This window comes from Salinicola rhizosphaerae (assembly GCF_014652715.1).
GTDB lineage: Bacteria > Pseudomonadota > Gammaproteobacteria > Pseudomonadales > Halomonadaceae > Salinicola > Salinicola rhizosphaerae.
Map to the genome: position 1 here is coordinate 33,659 of NZ_BMZI01000002.1, position 16,437 is coordinate 50,095.

The 16,437-nt window shown below is 64.3% G+C and carries 14 protein-coding genes; 9 read left to right on the forward strand and 5 right to left on the reverse strand.

All coding sequences use genetic code 11. From position 1 onward, the window contains the following. Positions 1-842, reverse strand: an 842-nt coding sequence (locus tag IE125_RS03550) for a LysR substrate-binding domain-containing protein (RefSeq protein WP_189443777.1), incomplete at its 3' end; no start/stop codon positions are given. A 172-nt stretch (positions 843-1,014) separates the two neighbouring features. Between IE125_RS03550 and IE125_RS03555 the strand changes: the two genes are divergently transcribed. From IE125_RS03555 to IE125_RS03585, 7 genes are all read left to right on the forward strand, one after another. Next, positions 1,015-1,989, forward strand: coding sequence for a TDT family transporter (locus tag IE125_RS03555; protein ID WP_189443236.1), 975 nt, complete (start codon positions 1,015-1,017; stop codon positions 1,987-1,989). Between the two features lie 64 nt (positions 1,990-2,053). Continuing rightward, complete coding sequence (locus IE125_RS03560; protein ID WP_229808906.1) at positions 2,054-3,136, forward strand: serine hydrolase domain-containing protein; 1,083 nt, start codon at positions 2,054-2,056, stop codon at positions 3,134-3,136. 162 nt (positions 3,137-3,298) lie between these two features. After that, positions 3,299-4,300, forward strand: coding sequence for a TRAP transporter substrate-binding protein (locus IE125_RS03565; RefSeq protein WP_229808907.1), 1,002 nt, complete (start codon positions 3,299-3,301; stop codon positions 4,298-4,300). Between the two features lie 8 nt (positions 4,301-4,308). Beyond that, complete coding sequence (locus tag IE125_RS03570) at positions 4,309-4,881, forward strand: TRAP transporter small permease (protein ID WP_189443237.1); 573 nt, start codon at positions 4,309-4,311, stop codon at positions 4,879-4,881. Continuing rightward, a complete protein-coding gene (locus IE125_RS03575) occupies positions 4,878-6,164 on the forward strand; it encodes a TRAP transporter large permease (protein ID WP_189443238.1) in 1,287 nt (428 codons plus the stop codon). Before IE125_RS03570 ends, IE125_RS03575 begins: the two co-directional genes overlap by 4 nt. Before the next feature lie 131 nt (positions 6,165-6,295). After that, positions 6,296-6,973 (forward strand): RraA family protein, encoded by a 678-nt coding sequence (locus IE125_RS03580; protein WP_189443239.1) that lies wholly within the window; start codon positions 6,296-6,298, stop codon positions 6,971-6,973. Positions 6,974-6,980: 7 nt separating this feature from the next. After that, the gene (locus IE125_RS03585) at positions 6,981-8,630 is read left to right on the forward strand and encodes a gamma-glutamyltransferase family protein (RefSeq protein WP_229808908.1); all 1,650 of its coding nucleotides are present in this window, start codon (positions 6,981-6,983) and stop codon (positions 8,628-8,630) included. Positions 8,631-8,637: 7 nt separating this feature from the next. Here IE125_RS03585 and IE125_RS03590 read toward each other — a convergent pair whose 3' ends face one another. Further along, positions 8,638-9,573, reverse strand: coding sequence for a LysR family transcriptional regulator (locus IE125_RS03590; RefSeq protein WP_189443240.1), 936 nt, complete (start codon positions 9,571-9,573; stop codon positions 8,638-8,640). 43 nt (positions 9,574-9,616) lie between these two features. Between IE125_RS03590 and IE125_RS03595 the strand changes: the two genes are divergently transcribed. Both IE125_RS03595 and IE125_RS03600 read left to right on the forward strand, forming a co-directional pair. Then, positions 9,617-10,549 (forward strand): 2-hydroxyacid dehydrogenase, encoded by a 933-nt coding sequence (locus IE125_RS03595; RefSeq protein WP_189443241.1) that lies wholly within the window; start codon positions 9,617-9,619, stop codon positions 10,547-10,549. Positions 10,550-10,672: 123 nt separating this feature from the next. Continuing rightward, positions 10,673-11,524, forward strand: coding sequence for an HAD-IIA family hydrolase (locus tag IE125_RS03600; protein WP_189443242.1), 852 nt, complete (start codon positions 10,673-10,675; stop codon positions 11,522-11,524). 20 nt (positions 11,525-11,544) lie between these two features. On the opposite strand, the gene hemG is transcribed toward IE125_RS03600, so the two are convergent. The 3 genes from hemG to IE125_RS03615 all read right to left on the reverse strand — a co-directional run bounded on the left by hemG (position 11,545) and on the right by IE125_RS03615 (position 16,328). Next, a complete protein-coding gene (gene hemG, locus IE125_RS03605; protein WP_189443243.1) occupies positions 11,545-13,002 on the reverse strand; it encodes a protoporphyrinogen oxidase in 1,458 nt (485 codons plus the stop codon). A 135-nt stretch (positions 13,003-13,137) separates the two neighbouring features. Next, positions 13,138-14,487, reverse strand: coding sequence for an aryl-sulfate sulfotransferase (locus tag IE125_RS03610; protein ID WP_229808909.1), 1,350 nt, complete (start codon positions 14,485-14,487; stop codon positions 13,138-13,140). A gap of 254 nt (positions 14,488-14,741) precedes the next feature. Further along, on the reverse strand, positions 14,742-16,328 hold the full coding sequence (locus tag IE125_RS03615) for an ABC-F family ATPase (protein ID WP_189443244.1): 1,587 nt from the start codon (positions 16,326-16,328) through the stop codon (positions 14,742-14,744). Between the last annotated feature and the right edge of the window lie 109 nt (positions 16,329-16,437).

The following is a 16,437-nucleotide window of genomic DNA, read 5'->3' on the forward strand; positions in this document are numbered from 1 at the left end:
AGCAGCGGGCTACGATACTTGTCCCGGTGCAGCACCAGGCTGAACTCACGGGTCATCTCCAGGCCGATATCGATGGCGACCAGCCGGCCATCCGCCAGCGCATGACGCGCCTCCAGCGTGGACAGACAGGTCAGCCCGAGCCCCGCCGCTGCCGCGTTGATGATCGCCTCGGCCGAATTGATCTCCAGACCCGGTTTCCAGTTCGGCAGTCGCGGCGCGATATAGCGCATGAACTGCTCTCGCGTGCCGGAGCCCGGTTCACGCAGCAGCCACTCGGCATCGCCCAGCGCTTCGACCGGCAGCGCGCCTTGCCCTGCCAGCGGGTGATCCGCAGCGGCAGTGATCACCAGCCTATCTCGACGCCACGGCACGACCTGGAAACGCTCGTCGGCGACACGCCCTTCGATCATGCCGATATCCAGCTCGAACGCCTCGAGTCCGCGCAGGATCGCGGCGCTGTTGGCGATCGTCAGCTGCTGCTCGCGATGACCCGTGCGGTCGCGAAAGCGCCGCAGCAGTCGTGGCAACAGCTGGTGACCGATGGTGTAACTCGCACCGATGTGCAGATGACCGCCGAGCGCCTCGTCGTCGAACAGCTGCTCGATCACACGGCTTCGCGTGAGCAGCTCATCCGCCAGCGGCAGCAGTCGCCGTCCCTGATCATTTAGATAGAGGCGATTGCGATGGCGATCGAATAGCGTCTGCCCGCACTGTTTCTCCAGCTCAGAGAGCGCCACGCTCACTGCCGGTTTGGTCAGAAACAGTCGCTCGGCCGCGTTTGTGAGCGTGCGCTCGCGCGCGACGGCCACGAAGACCTGAAGCTGTCGGAAGGTGATCGCCATTCAGCGGTCCTTGTCGTTGAGTGGCCCTTGTCGTTCAGCAGGCCTCATCGTTCGGCGCCCCTGTCGTTAAAGTTTAAGAAACAACAAGTCAAAAAAGTTAAAATATAACGATAGCGCTTTTTGCCATAAGTTACTCCCACCGACTGTCCACCAGCACCTTGCGGAGAGACTCATGCGCCCTTTGATCCAGCGACTCCAGAATGCCCCGACGCCCATGGCCGGCCTGGCACTCGGCATCTCGAGTCTCGGCTGGTGCTGGGAGAGCTTTGCCCCGCTTGGCGGCGTGGCACAGGTCACGGGCGCGATAATCGGCGGCGCTCTGCTGCTGATCCTGATCGCCAAGTTCGTGCTCCACCCTCGGCTGCTGTGGGCGGATCTGGCGCACCCGGTCGTCGGCAGCGTCGTGCCGACCTTCGCCATGGCCAGCATGGTGGTCTCGAAAGCGGTAGCGCAGTGGCTCTCGCTGGAGCTTGGCGTGGCGCTATGGCTCGCGGCCGTTGTGCTACATCTCGCGTTTCTCGCCACCTTCATCGTGCATCGGGTGCGTCAGTTCGAGCTGCGCCACATGGTGCCCGCCTGGTTCGTGCCGCCCGTCGGCGTCATCGTCGCCGATGTCGCCTTCCCTGGCGTCGCTGCCCTGCATCCGCTCGCCACCGGGCTACTCTACTTCGGCATGGGGCTCTATGCGATCCTGCTGCCGATCATGGTTTATCGACTGATCTTCGCCGACGAGATCCCCGACCCGGCCAAGCCGACCATCGCGATCATGGCGGCGCCGGCGAGCCTCTCGCTTGCCGGCTACCTCACCGTCGTCGCCGAGCCATCCGCGCTGGTCGTGGCACTCCTCGGCGGCATCGCGGTGCTGATGACGCTGGTCATCTATCTGGCCTTCGTCAAGCTGCTGCGGCTGCCCTATAGCCCTGGCTATGCCGCCTTCACCTTTCCCATGGTGATCGGCGCCACGGCACTGGCGAAGACCGCTGGCTGGATGCAAGCCCAAGAGTTTCATGCGCATGACGTCGCCCTCGTGCATGGCCTGGCCACACTCGAAGTCCTCATTGCCACGGCCATCGTCGGCTACGTCGCCGCACGCTATGTCGGCTTCTATCTCCACGCCTGGCGTCATCACACGTTCAAACCCGCCTGAGCCGGACATTCGTCTCGACGCGCCAAGTCTGGAAAGCCTTGACCCAGTGGGCGAGACTGCAGACATGACTCATGCCACCTCGTTCTTCCGTCTCTTCCCTATAGTGTCTGGCCCGGCCGGCCGTTTGGCCGCGCCGGTGGTGATGCTGATACTGGCCTTGCTGCCGGTCGCCGCCGAGGCGGTCTCGCTGCCGGATGCTGTCCGCGAGCGGGTGACCGAGCGCGCCAGCGACCTGCCGCGCAGCCACACCCTGCTGGTCGCCATCGATGGCGATACCGTGATCGACGAGGGCTTCCGTGGCCACTCGACGCGCGAGACCGCCAATATCAAGTCGCTCTCCAAGACAGTGATCGCCGCACTGGTCGGCATCGCCATCGATCGCGGCGTGTTCGAGAGCGTTAACCAACCGATCGTCGAATTGCTCGGAGATCGGGTTCCTGCCGATCTCGACCCGCGTGTCGACGAGATCACCGTCGGCCATCTGCTCTCGATGCAGGCCGGACTGGAGCGAACCTCCGGTGCCAATTACGGCGGCTGGGTCGCGAGTGCCAACTGGGTCGCCAATGCGCTCGAGCGCCCCTTCGTCGGCGAGATCGGCGGGCGCATGCTCTACTCCACCGGCAACACGCACCTGCTCTCGGCGGCACTGACCGAAGCGAGCGGTCGCAGCACCCTGGCGCTTGCGCGGGAGTGGCTCGGCGAGCCGCTCAGTGTGGCGGTGCCACCCTGGACCCGCGATCCGCAGGGCATCTACTTCGGTGGCAACGAGATGGGGCTGACACCGCAGGCCCTGCTGCGTTTTGGTGAGATGATCCGCCAGCGGGGCGAATTCGGCGACGAGCGGGTGCTCTCGGCGGCATGGATCGATCGCTCCTGGCAGCCACGCACTCGCTCGTTCTACAACGGAGACGACTACGGCTACGGCTGGTTCACGACCACGCTGGCCGGCGAAGCCGTGCACTACGGCTGGGGCTACGGCGGGCAGCTGCTCTACGTCGTGCCCTCTCGCGAACTCACCGTGGTCATGACCTCCGACCCGAGCCCACCCGCCAGCGGCAGCGCCTACAACGCACGCGTCGAGGCGCTGGTCGGTGAACTGATCGAAGCGACCGCACCCGGCACATCGCTTGCCGAATCGGGTCGCTGACGCCGCGCGAAGACCGCACCGCCCCGCGCCCGAAAAAAACGCTTATCCCTCGCCAAAGAAAAATCGATTGGACGCTCAAGTCCCGAATCGTTTTCCTCTCATGAAGCGACTCCCGAATGCGTCAAGCACGACAATTCCAAACACAACGATAGAGAGCGCCTCATGCAACGATCGATCTCCACGGCCGTGCTCGCGGCCATTTCCGCTGCCCTGATTTCCGGTGCCGTACAGGCCGACACCTGGCGCATGGCGACCAAGATGCCGGTGGACAGTCCCGAGGGTCAGCTCTTCGAGCACTTCGCCGAACGGGTCGACCAATACACCGACGGCGACCTGACGATTCAAGTGTTCCCCAACGAGCAGCTCGGCAAGGAGGACGCCGTGCTCGAGCAGTTGCAGTCCGGCGTGGTCGATATCTACGCGGAGGGCTTCAACTTCATGAAGCGCTGGGAGCCGGCACTGGCATGGGTCGTCGCCCCGTTCGCGTTCGATGACTACGAACACTGGTCGCGCTTCATGAACTCCGATCTGGTCAATGGCTGGTTCGAGGAAGCCGCCAGGAAATCGGGCATCGTGCCGCTGGGTGACCCCTCCGCCGTCATTCGCGGCCCGTATCGCGTACTGGTGTCATCGACGCCGGTCGAATCGATCGATGACGTGGACGGCCTGAAGATGCGCATGCCCTCCAATCAGCTGCTGATGAAGGTGTGGGACAACCTCGGCGCACAGGTCATGACGCTACCTTGGACCGAGGTCTATCAGTCGATCTCCAAGAACATCGTGCAGGCCGTCACCACGCCGGTGTCGATGGTCGAGTCGATGCGCTTCAAAGAGGTCGCGCCCTACCTCGCGCGAACCAACGAGTACTATCAATCCATCGGGTTCATGACCAACCAGGCCGCGCTCGAAGGCCTTGATGACGATACCCGCGTTGGTCTGATGCGTGCCTACCGCGAGACGGCAAAGGAGAGCCACGAACTGCTGGCCGAGGTCACGCGCAAGAGCCTGGCGCGAATGAAAAAGGACGGGCTCAGCTACACCGAGCTCGATACGCAACCTTTCATCGAGCGTACTCAGAAGCTCTATCAGCAGATGGATGCGGATGGAGATCTGCCCGAGGGCTTCCTCGAGACGGTCAAAGCGACCCGCCAGCCGGCCGAGTGATCGCGATCATGCACGAGACTTCCTCTCTTACACCGCTTAACGGGTTGCAGCGACCGATCGCCGGGCTTGATCGTGCGCTGTGGAAGCTTGGTGGCCTCAGCCTATGGGCGTGCAATTTTTGCCTGTTGATCATGCTGGGGCTGACCGCCGCCACCTTTCTCCTGCGTCCGTTCGATATTTCGGTCTGGTGGTTCTGGCCTTGGACGATGGTGATGTTCATCTGGCTCAGTTTTTTCGGCTTCTTCGCCATTCACGTGCGTCTCAAGGATGTGCGTATCGACTTCCTGGTCAAGAGAATGGGGCGTGGCGGTGATCTCGCGAGCCGCCTGATCTCCGATGCCGTCGCGCTGGGCGTCTGCGCCGTTCTGGTGACACAGTGGTCGAGCGTAATGTCCGCGGCCGCGGGCTTCGTCGAGGGTGCCCAGCTACCTGGCGGCAGCGAACTACCGCGCCGGGCGCTGTTCGCACCGCTGTTTCTGTCGAGCGCGCTGGTGGCGCTGACGGCGCTGATCGATCTGGCCAAGCTCTGCGTCGGCCTGCCCGAAAACACCGCGCCGATCCACCCGGAGGCCGACGCATGATCTACGTCCTGTTCGGCGTTTTTCTCGCTCTCATTCTGCTGCGCGTACCGATCGCCATCGCCATTGGCGGCGCGGTCACGCTCGCTTTCCTCACCTCGGATTTCTCGAGTGCCCTGCAGATCATCCCCCAGCAGATGCTGGAAGGGGTCAACAAGGCATCGTTGACGGCGGTTCCGTTCTTCATCATGGCCGGCAACCTGATGAACGTGACCGGCGTCACCGACCGTATCTTTGCCTTTGCCAATGCCTTGGTCGGTCACTTTCGGGCCGGTCTGGCGCAGGTCAACGTGCTCTCGTCGATGATCTTCGCCGGCATCTCCGGTGCTGCCGTCGCCGATTGTGCCGGTCTCGGCGCGATCGAGATCAAGGCGATGCGCGAGCGCGGTTATCGCGGCGATTTCGCCGCCGCGATAACCGTCGCATCATCAGTGATCGGTCCACTGATTCCTCCCTCCATCGGCCTGGTAATCTATGCCTTTCTCGCTCAGGTCTCGATCGAGCGTATGTTTCTCGCCGGCCTGGTGCCGGGGCTACTGGTCGGCCTCGCGCTGATGCTCTACCTGCGCCTGCGCGCGACACGCGAGAATTTCCCGACCCAGCCTCGCGCCACTCCGAAACAGGTCGCCGCGACCGGCAAGCACGGCCTGCTCGCGCTGCTGGCACCGGCAATCATCCTGGGCTCGATCATGACAGGCTTCGTCACCGCCACCGAAGCCGGCGTGCTCGCCTGCCTCTACTGCATCGGGCTCGGCCTCTGGTACCGCGAGCTGACGTGGCAGAAGTTCCGCGATGCGCTCACCGATACTACCTCGATGACCGCGGTGATCATGATCATCATCGCCTTCTCCATCGCGATGGGCTGGGTGCTGGCGATCGAGCAGGCCCCGCAGCACATCGCCGACCAGATGTTCGCGCTGACCGAGAATCGCTACGTCTTCCTGCTGTTGCTGCTGGTCTTCATCGTCATCGTCGGCTGCGTGGTCGAAGGCGTACCCGCCAAGCTGATTCTGGTACCGACGCTTTTGCCAGTGATCGACGCCTACGGCATCGACCGGGTCCATTTCGGCATCATCATCCAGCTCGGCCTGCTGCTGGGTATCGCCACGCCACCGATGGGCATCGGCCTCTACATCGTCTCCCACGTCGGCCGGGTGCGTTTCGAGGCGGTCACCCTGGCGGTGCTGCCGATGCTGATCCCCCTTTTCCTGGTCCTGCTGCTGGTGACCTTCGTGCCCGACTTGGTGACTTTCCTGCCCGACCTGATTCTGGGCCCCGGATCGTGACGGCCGGCACGCATCAAGCTCGCGACACCCGCCAGGCCGGCAGTTGACACACCAGGCCCGGCACGAGCCCCAATCTTCGACACACCGACATCTGACATTTCGACATCTGACACAACGACAACGGAACCGACATGAGCCAACTGACCTACAAGATAAATCCGATGCCCGAGCCCATCGCCGCCGACAAGCTGACACGCCTGGCCAAGCTCGAGACCGCCACGCTCGGTCATATCTACCACTTCGGCTTCGCCGCGCCGGAGATCGCCCCCGTGCTGCCGGGCAAGACCGTGGTCGGCACGCTCTGCACGCTGGCGATTCCGGGCCACGACAGCACGCTGCTGCATCACTGCCTGGCGCAGATGGGGCCGGGATACTTTCTCGCCGTCGACCGTCTGGGCGATCGCAAGTATGCCTGCTGGGGCGGCGGCGTGACCCGCATGGCAGCCTCGATGGGCATCGCTGGCGGCTGCGTCGACGGCCCTCATACCGACACCGCCGAAATTCGCGAGCAGGACTTCCCCATGTGGTCGCGCGGCGCCTCTCCGATCACCACGCGGCTCTACAATACCGGCGGCGGCTTCAATATTCCGGTCTCGATCGGCGGCGCCGCCGTCCTGCCCGGCTACGCGGTGCTGGCCGACGAATGCGGCATACTGTTCATCGCCCCGGAGGATCTCGACGAGCTGCTGGCGGCGGGCGAAGCCAAGACCGCCAAGGGACTCAAGAACGAAGCACGGGTCAGCGCGGGTGAACGACTGGGTGATCTTTCCGGCGCGACCCGTATGATCGAAGACACCCTGTCGAACTGAGGCGAGCATGATCTCCAACACGCTACATGCAGATATCGACAACTGGACACTGACCACGCCCGCCGCGCGCTCGACGCGCGGCGTGGTCGCTTCCCAGCATCGCGTGGCGGCGCGGGCCGGCGCCGCCCAGCTCGATGCCGGCGGCAATGCCATCGATGCCATTGTCGCTACCGCCTACGCACTCAATGCGGTAGAACCCTGGATGTGCGGGCTCGGCGGGGCCGGCTTCATGGTGATCTGGCTGGCGAAAGAGAAGCGTGCCGTTGCGCTCGATTTTCAGGGCACGCTGCCCGGCGGCATTCGCCTCGAGGACTACCCGGTCGATCCCGAACGGCCGCGGACGCCGATGGGCTTCCCCGGCGTGATCGACAACGCCAACATCGAGGGCTACCGCTCGATCACCGTGCCCGGCGCGGTGGCCGGGCTCGACCATGCGCTCTCCCGCTTCGGCAGCCGCTCACGCCGCGAGGTCATGACACCGGCAATCCAGTTGGCCGAGCGTGGCCTGTTCGTCGACTGGTTCACCAGTTTGCAGATCGGCGTCTGCGCTCGAACGCTCGCGCGCGACCCCGTATCGGCCGCGATCTATCTGCCCGGGGGTCATCCGGCGACGCCCGAAAGCCGGCTGAAAATCCCCCGCCTGGCCGAAACGCTCGACGACATCGCCGAAGGTGGCGCCGAGTCGTTCTATCGCGGTGCGCTGGCAGAGAAGATCGTCGCCGACCTTCAGGCCGGTGGCTCGCGGATCTCGTGTGATGATTTCGCCGCCTACGAGGTATTCGAGTATGCGCCGATGGCGGCAGAGCACCGCGGCTATACGCTCTATACGCCCGGCGAGGTGTCCGGCGGACTGCGCCAGCGCGAGATGCTCGCACACACGCTCAAGGCGATGCCGACGCCACCGGAAACGCCGACCGCGGAGAGCTGGCTCGCCTACGCCGAGGCGCTGGAAGCCTGCTGGCGGCAGCACAAGATCCGCAACGGCGTGCTTGCGCCGACCGACGGCCATACCGACGGCCATACCGACGGAGAGAACGGCGCCTGCACCTCGTCGATGTCCTCGGTGGATGCCGAAGGCAACATGGTCGCGCTCACCTATACCCTGCTCAACCGATTCGGTTCCGGCGTCACGCTGCCATCCACCGGCATGCTGATGAACGACAGCGTCAGCTACTTCGACCCACGCCCCGGTTATCCGACCACGATGGCCGGGGGCAAGCGCATCAACTCCTCGAACATGTGCCCGACGGTCGCGGTCAAGGCGGATGAGGCGCGCTTTTCGGTCGGCGCTTCCGGCGGCAATCTGATCATGCCGGCCGTGACGCAGGTCGCCGCGCTGATGATGGATTTCGACATGAGCGTGGAAACGGCCGTGCATCATCCACGGCTCGATGCGAGCTTCCGCGGCTCGATTCGGGTCGACCCACGCTTCGATCCCGCAACGCTTTCCCGACTCGGCGAGCGCTTCGCCCTGGAGATCGCGCAGCAGACGGTGTTCCCCAAGCTCTACGCCTGTGTCTCGGCGGTGGCGCGCGATCCGCTCAGCGGCGAGTGCACGGGCCTCAACGACCCGACCCAGCCGGTCGGCGGTGGCGCCGCGCCGGCCCCGTTCGAGATCGAGTCACTCGGCGATGCGGGCCCCGTGGTCCGACCATGATCCGCGGTCAGCGACGAGCCACCTCGCCGCCGCAGGCGAAATCCGCGTAGTCGCGGTGCTGAAGGCACCAGTTCTCGGCGGCTTCCCGCGACAGCTGGAAGACATCGTCGATCAGCGGACGGCGCGACTCGTTGAGATGGACACAGCGAATCTCCAGCGGTGCGAGGCGCGTGGTCGTCGGAATCTCGACCAGATCGCCCGCGGCGATATCGTGCTCGACCACCGCCAGGGGAATAGCCGATGGGCCAAAGCCCTGGCGCAGCATCTCGACGATCATCGGCAGCGAGTTGGCATATTGGCGCGGTCCGCGTCCCAGTTGCTCCTCGTGCACGAACTCGGCGATGGGAGAGAACAGCGGTGACGTTCGCGGGTAGAGAATGAGGGGCATCTGGCGTAGACGATCGGCGCTGGCCGGCACGGCGATATCGGCCGCCATGTCGCGCCGCGCCACCCAGCCGACGCGATACCGGACGGCGAAGCTGCCCGCGACCGGCGAGAGCCCCGCATCGTTGGAAAGAAAAGCGATATCGATGGCGCCGGAGTCGATCATCGGACGTAGCTGATAGTTGGCGGAGGCATGCAGATCGATCATCAGCTCGTCAGCGTAGCCGGCCAGACGAGCGCGAAGGCCGGTGCCCCAGGTCAATGCAGCCGGTCCGGTCATGGCGATGGCCAGGCGCTGGCGTTGGCGCTGATCGAGCCGCGCATTCATTGCCTCACGCAGGTTGAGAAACTGCTCGGCGTAGCCGGCGACGGCGTGACCCGACTCGGTCAGAGCGAAATCGTGCCCGCGGCGTTCGACCAGGCGCGCATCGAGCATCTCCTCGAGACCGCTGATACGGGCCGAGACCGCGGGCTGGGTCAGGCTCAAGCGCTCGGCGACGCGCTGATAGTTGCCCAGTTGCGCAAGCCAGTAGAAGGCTTCCAACTGCTTGAAATTCATCTTCGGGATTTTCCGTCAATTGTTGTATTCAGGTAGATCAATCATGACCATTATTGTGTCCCACCCCTCCCGCGAAAAGATCGACTGGTGGATCGAGCAGCTCCAGGCGCTGCTGCCGACGTGGACGATTCGCCCGATTCACGAGCCGGGCGATCCGGCGGCGGTTACCTATGCCGTCGTGTGGAAGCCGGCAACCGGGGCTTTCCTGCCCTTCCCCCACCTCAAGGCGATCGTCTCGCTCGGGGCCGGTATCGATCACGTGCTGGCCGATGCCGAGCTGCCCCGCCAGGTGCCGATCATCCGTACCGTCGGCACGGACCTCACCCAGCGCATGCGCGAATACGTGGCACTGCATGTGCTGCGCCATCACCGCGACATGCCGACCATTGCGGCCAATCAGCGCGAAAAACGCTGGGCGCAGCTCGTGGTGCCACCCGCGACCGATCGCACGGTCGGTGTGATGGGTCTTGGCAATCTGGGCGGTACGGCCGCGGCGACGCTGGCCACGCTCGGCTTCGAGACGCTGGGCTGGTCGCGCACGAAGCGAGAGATCGCGGGTGTGACCACCTTCTCCGGTGAGGACGAATTTCCGGCGTTCATCGAGCGCTGCGAGATCCTGGTCTGTCTGCTGCCGCTGACCGAAGCGACGACGGGGATCTTGAACGCGACGCTATTCGACCGGCTTCCCGAGGGCGCGAGCCTGATCAATGCCGGCCGCGGCCCGCATCTCGTCGAGGACGATCTCCTCGCAGCACTCGAAAGCGGCCGGCTTGGCCACGCCACGCTGGACGTGTTCGATATCGAACCCCTGCCCGCGGATCACCCCTTCTGGACGCACCCGGGCGTAACCGTGACGCCGCACATCGCTTCGCTGATCGACGCGCCCACCGGCTCGCGCATCGTGGCCGCCAACATCGAGCGCTTCGAGCGCGAAGGCAGCGTGCCGGATCTCGCCGACGCCGGGCGGGGGTATTGATCTCTTGTCACCGACCGTTCGCGCACGCCCAAGGTTCGACGCGCCCGTCACGAACAACTTGCTAGACTGCGTATGACAAGTGGTGACTCTCATTTCACTCACAGGCGTATGCCAAGGGGTTCCATGGCCGGCAAGAGCACATCGAACAGAAGCAGCACGAGCGGAAAATCGTCCTCGAAGAAGGGCAACACCGCGAGTCGCCGCAACATCAAGTCCTGGCTGACCGATATGGATGGCGTTCTCGTCCACGAGAACAAGGCGATTCCCGGTGCCGCAGAACTGATCAATCAGTGGCGAGAGCGCGAGATCCCGTTTCTGGTCCTGACCAACAACTCGATCTACACACCGCGGGATCTCAGCGCGCGTCTGCAGCACAGCGGCATCGAGGTGCCGGAGGAGAGTATCTGGACCTCCGCGCTCGCCACCGCGTCGTTTCTGCGTGATCAGGCGCCGGGCAGTTCGGCATTCGTGGTCGGCGAAGCCGGTCTGCTCACGGCGATCCACGAGGCCGGCTTCATCATGACCGATACTGCACCGGACTACGTCGTCCTCGGCGAGACGCGCTCCTACTCGTTCGAGGCGATCACCAAGGCGATTCGGCTGATCAAGGATGGCGCCCGCTTCATCTGCACCAACCCGGATGCCACTGGCCCGAGCGCCGAAGGCGTGCTGCCGGCGACCGGCGCCGTCGCCGCACTGATTACCGAGGCGACGGGGCGCAAACCGTATATCGTCGGCAAGCCCAACCCGATGATGTTCCGCTCGGCGCTGAACAAGCTCGGCGTGCATTCGGATGCCACCGGCATGATCGGCGATCGCATGGATACCGATATCGTCGCCGGTATCGAGGCCGGCATGCATACCGTGCTGGTGATGACCGGTATCTCCGACAAGACAGAGATCGAGCGATACCCGTTTCGCCCCAAGGAGATCATGGCGTCGGTCGCGGAGCTGGTCGAGGAAGAGAAGTCCTAGCCGTCGACCGGCAGCGCGAGTCAGGCGCGGGCCAGTAGCCGCTCGCCCAGCAGGCGGCCGTTCTCCAGGCAATCACCGACCGAAATCCCGCCGCGCCAGTTGCCGGCCAGATGCAGACCATCGTGGCCGGCAGCAGCGGCGTCCAGCGCCGCAAGCCGCTCGAGGTGTCCGAGTTCGTACTGGGGAATCGCCTGGGGCCAGCGGGTAACGCGCTGCCACACCGGCTCGCCGCGGATGTCGAGCAGGTCGCCCAGCTCGTCGATCACCCGCGCGATCAGGGTCGCATCGTCACCGCTGGTCGCCGCCGGGTCCTGGCGCCCGCCGATGAAGACGTTGAGCAGCTTGTGCCCTTCCGGCGCGCGCCCCGAAAACAACGTCGAGGAGAACAGCGCCCCCAGCGTGCGCCGGCCTTCAGCGCGGGGCAGCAGGACGCCAAAACCGTCTAGCGGATGTTTGAGATCGGCATCGCGGAAACCGAGTGCGATGGCGTTGACCGGGGGATAGACGATCGCCTCCAGCGGCTCGGTCAGCGCGGCATCGAGCGGGCGTAGCAGTTTCGCCGCCACCGGCGCGGGAACTGCAAGCACCAGTGAACGAGCCCGCCACGCGCGGCCGTCGCGCGACTCGGCCCGCCAGAGCCCCGCTTCCCGAATCACGCTGACAACGTCGCAGTGCGTCTCGATGGCAGCGGACGCGCAGCCAGAGATGCGCTCCGCCAGCCGCTCGGGCAGTCGCTCGAGCCCGCCGGGAAAACTGACCAGCTTGCCGCGCCAGTCGGCGGGAACGGGTGACGGTTCACGTCGCGCCTGTTTCAACCGCTTGAGACCGCCACGAATCAGCGAGCCATGTTCGGCCTCGAGTGCGGCAAGCCGCGGCATGGCGGCCTGCACCGAGAGCCGCGCCGGATCGCCGGCATAAACGCCGGAGACAAAAGGATCGACCATGCGCTCGAGTACGCGAGGCCCCAGCCGGCGGGAGACGAACGCTGCCAGCGTCTCCTCCGATTGCCGGCCTCGGGGCAGGAAGGGTTCGCGAGCGAGTCGGAGCCAGGCACCGAGGCCAAGCAACGGCGAGCGCAGTGCCGCCAGCGGTTTCATCGGCAGCGCCTCGAGATGACTATCGAGTACCACGTAGCGCTTGTTGGCGACGGCATTCGCGGCCTGCGCTTCGTCGAGCAGGCCGAGCTCATCGAGCAGGGCGTAAAGCGGCGGCTTCATGATCACCGTATTGGGGCCGTGCTCGATCTGCCACTCGCCGTCACGTTCGGTGGCGATGTTTCCGCCGACGCTGGCGCCAGCCTCGAGCAGCGTGACCCGCTGACGCCCCTTGGCCAACGACCACGACGCGGTAAGCCCGGTCGCTCCCCCGCCGACGACCAGCGTATCCAGCACCGCCGGCTCCTCGTTCTGGCTATCTGCGGTTCGGGAACTGCCGGCGGTTCGGGAACTGTCAGCGAAAGCTGGGTGAGTAGCGGCCATGACGATTCACGCTGGGGAGTGAACCGGCAGTTTACGCCACGCCGGCGCCAGACTGCACACGAAGAGAAGGCACCCGCCCGACCTACCGGCCCGCGACAGGGTGTCGTCGAGCCGGCGGCCGCTGGTCATGTCCGCTCACTGCCCGGGATGACACCCCGGTGCCGCGGGATAGACGTCGCAGTCAGGCTTGACCGCCTGCTCCTCGTGTGGGGTACCGTCGGGCGCCCAGTCGTAATCGACCAGCTGCGCACGATAGGCCGAGTTGGTCACGTAATCGTCGTCCGGCATGGACTTGCCGAAGTAAGGACTCACGTACTCCCAGACGATCTCGCCCTTCGGCGTGACCTGAAATAGCCGGCCGTTCTGCCCCTCGTCGATCAGCGTGTTGCCGTTGGGCAGACGCCGGGCGCTGGAGATGAACGAGCTGTAGAACGTCCACGAGGAACGACCCGACATGTTGCCCGTGTACTGCCAGACGATCTTGTCGGTCGTGGGGTCGACCTCGATCACGCGCGACGAGGAGAAGAAGCCCTGCTTGGAGGGCGGGAAGCCGGCGTTGCCCTGATTGTCGAACAGCAGCAGGTTGCCGGCGCCGGGCAGCCCTTCGGGAATAAAGTGAGCATCGTGGGCTCCGACGGTCTGATCGATCGGGCGACCGAGCTTGCCGGTCAACTGAAGCGCCGGAAAATCCGGCCCGATCCGCCAGACGATTTCCCCGGTATCGCGATCGACGATGAACATCACGTTGGCGTTACGCGAATTGACGAGAATGTTGTCCGGCGCGAAGCGCTCGTCACCCTCGTCGAACCAGCGATTCGGTCCGACCGGTGTGGCCGTGTTGAGGTGGAGAAAATCGGGGTCTTCGGAGTCCTTTAGCGAGCGCATGGCGACATCCGAAAAGCCCATCTCGTCGAGATGATCGCCGGCCTTCCACTCCCACACGACCTTGCCGTCGGCATCGACCTCCTCGACCGCATTGTCGATGACCGGATAGTCGAAACCGTTGAGCTCGCGGGTGTCTGCGGTCATGACCAGATTATTGCCGTTGGGCAGCTTGCGCATATCGTGGTGCTGGTAGACCGGATGTGCCTGACTGCCCCACTGCCACTCGACGTTGCCATCCCAATCGACCTCGCCGACCGAAGCGTTGGTCAGGCCGTTACCGGGGCTTGCGTGCTCGGGCAGCTTGTCGGCGCGGGCCAGTTGAACGAGCAGATGCCCCTTCTCGCCGCCGGCCTGGTCGGCGGAGAGCGGCACGGGCGGGAAACTCTCGTAGTCCCACTCATGTACCTGGTTGCCGTTCATGTCGATCAGGTGGGTCTTGCCGTCATTACCGGGAAACAGCACGAAGCCGTTGTAGGCCCGATCCGGATCATAGACGGTGGTGCCGGTGGGAAAGCTCGAGGGCAGCGCCTGGGCGGCGCTCGTCATCAGTGCCAGCGCCGTACCTGCGGCCAGCGGTATCCACTGCATCTTCCGTTGCATCGTTGTCGTCGCTCCTTGTCGAATGCCGTGGCACCCAGGCGCCAGACGGCTGGCTATCGCCGCTGCAGATATCACTACAGGCTAGCCGATGATGGCGAAGATTCATCGCCATTGCTGTGACGATAGACAACACTGATCGACAATCGATCCCGCCCGATGCCATCTCACGATGTGCGCCGACATCCGGTGGGCGATGAAGAAAGGCAAGGACGAAGAAGGGCGGGACGCACCGGACACGCCCTCCGATTCCGATGTCAGTAGACGCCCTGGCTACGTAGATAGTCGTCGTAGCTGCCGCTGAAGTCGACGATGCCGTCGTCTTTCATCTCGATGATGCGGGTGGCCAGCGAGCCGACGAATTCGCGATCATGGCTGACGAAGATCAGCGTGCCGGGATAGTTGTCGAGCGCCAGATTGAGCGCTTCAATCGACTCCATGTCGAGGTGGTTGGTGGGCTCGTCCATCACCAGGACGTTGGGCTTTTGCAGGATCAGCTTGCCGAACAGCATGCGCCCCTGCTCCCCACCCGAGATCACCTTGACTGACTTGCCGATGTCGTCGTTGGAAAACAGCATACGCCCGAGCGCGCCGCGCACGGTCTGTTCGCCTTCGGTGGTCCACTGCCCCATCCACTCGAACAGCGTCTCGCCCCCCTCGAAATCAGCGGCATGATCCTGGGCGAAATAGCCCACTTCGGCGGCGTCGGTCCATTTGACCTCGCCGGCATCGGGCGTCATCGCACCGGTCAGGCAGTTGAGCAGCGTGGTCTTGCCGATGCCGTTGGGACCGATGATCGCGATGCGCTCGCCAGCCTCGACCTGCAGGCCGAAGCGTTCGAACAACACGTTGTCGCCCCAGGCCTTGGTCAGCTTCTCGGCATTGAGCGCATGCCGATGGATCTTCTTGCTGGGTTCGAAGCGGATGAACGGGCTGACGCGAGACGACGGCTTGATCTCGTCGAGCTGGATCTTGTCGATCTTGCGCTGGCGCGACGTCGCCTGCTTGGCCTTGGAGGCGTTCGCCGAAAAGCGGCTGACGAACTGCTGCAGCTCGGCGATCTCCGCCTTCTTCTTGGCGTTCTCGGCGTGCAGGCGTTCGCGCGCCTGGGTCGCGGCGATCATGTACTCGTCGTAATTGCCCGGGAAGAGCTTCAACTCGCCGTAGTCGAGATCCGCCATGTGCGTGCAGACGCTGTTCAGGAAGTGACGATCGTGGGAGATAATGATCATCGTCGAGCTGCGCGCACGCAGCATCTCCTCCAGCCAGCGGATGGTATTGATATCCAGGTGGTTGGTCGGCTCGTCGAGCAGCAGCACGTCCGGATCGGAAAAGAGCGCCTGGGCCAGCAGCACACGCAGCTTCCAGCCCGGCGCGACCACGCTCATCGGCTCGAAGTGCTGTTCGAGCGGAATGCCGAGTCCGAGCAGCAGCTCGCCGGCACGGGCCTCGGCGGTATAGCCGTCGAGTTCGGCGAAGCGGACTTCGAGATCGGCGACCTTCATGCCGTCCTCTTCCGACATCTCCGCCTGGGAATAGATGCGCTCACGCTCGGCCGCGACCTGCCAAAGCTCCTCGTTGCCCATGATCACGGTATCGATCACGCGCTCGTTCTCGTAGGCGAACTGATCCTGGCGCAGCTTGCCCAGCCGCGTAGTGGCGTCCTTCATGACCTGACCGCTGGTCGGCTCGAGATCGCCGCCCAGAATCTTCATGAAGGTGGACTTGCCGCAGCCGTTGGCGCCGATCAGGCCGTAACGATTGCCCTCGCCGAACTTGACGGAGACATTTTCAAAGAGCGGCTTGGGGCCGAACTGCATGGTGATGTTGGCGGTAGAGAGCAAAGGTGAGATCTCGCGGGGAAACGGCGTGAATGAATCGACATCGGTGACCGAACGGTCGGGATATCGACCAATGTCGAACGTCTATTGTACGCGCCGTTGCCGGCCGGCG

Excerpts from the sequence above, each read along its gene's own strand:
- IE125_RS03570 (WP_189443237.1), top strand. The coding sequence starts at position 4,309 with ATGCACGAGACTTCCTCTCTTACACCGCTTAACGGGTTGCAGCGACCG.
- IE125_RS03580 (WP_189443239.1), top strand. The coding sequence starts at position 6,296 with ATGAGCCAACTGACCTACAAGATAAATCCGATGCCCGAGCCCATCGCC.
- IE125_RS03555 (WP_189443236.1), top strand. The coding sequence starts at position 1,015 with ATGCGCCCTTTGATCCAGCGACTCCAGAATGCCCCGACGCCCATGGCC.
- IE125_RS03600 (WP_189443242.1), top strand. The coding sequence starts at position 10,673 with ATGGCCGGCAAGAGCACATCGAACAGAAGCAGCACGAGCGGAAAATCG.
- hemG (WP_189443243.1), bottom strand. The coding sequence starts at position 13,002 with ATGGCCGCTACTCACCCAGCTTTCGCTGACAGTTCCCGAACCGCCGGC.
- IE125_RS03595 (WP_189443241.1), top strand. The coding sequence starts at position 9,617 with ATGACCATTATTGTGTCCCACCCCTCCCGCGAAAAGATCGACTGGTGG.
- IE125_RS03575 (WP_189443238.1), top strand. The coding sequence starts at position 4,878 with ATGATCTACGTCCTGTTCGGCGTTTTTCTCGCTCTCATTCTGCTGCGC.
- IE125_RS03565 (WP_229808907.1), top strand. The coding sequence starts at position 3,299 with ATGCAACGATCGATCTCCACGGCCGTGCTCGCGGCCATTTCCGCTGCC.
- IE125_RS03610 (WP_229808909.1), bottom strand. The coding sequence starts at position 14,487 with ATGCAACGGAAGATGCAGTGGATACCGCTGGCCGCAGGTACGGCGCTG.
- IE125_RS03585 (WP_229808908.1), top strand. The coding sequence starts at position 6,981 with ATGATCTCCAACACGCTACATGCAGATATCGACAACTGGACACTGACC.
- IE125_RS03560 (WP_229808906.1), top strand. The coding sequence starts at position 2,054 with ATGACTCATGCCACCTCGTTCTTCCGTCTCTTCCCTATAGTGTCTGGC.
- IE125_RS03590 (WP_189443240.1), bottom strand. The coding sequence starts at position 9,573 with ATGAATTTCAAGCAGTTGGAAGCCTTCTACTGGCTTGCGCAACTGGGC.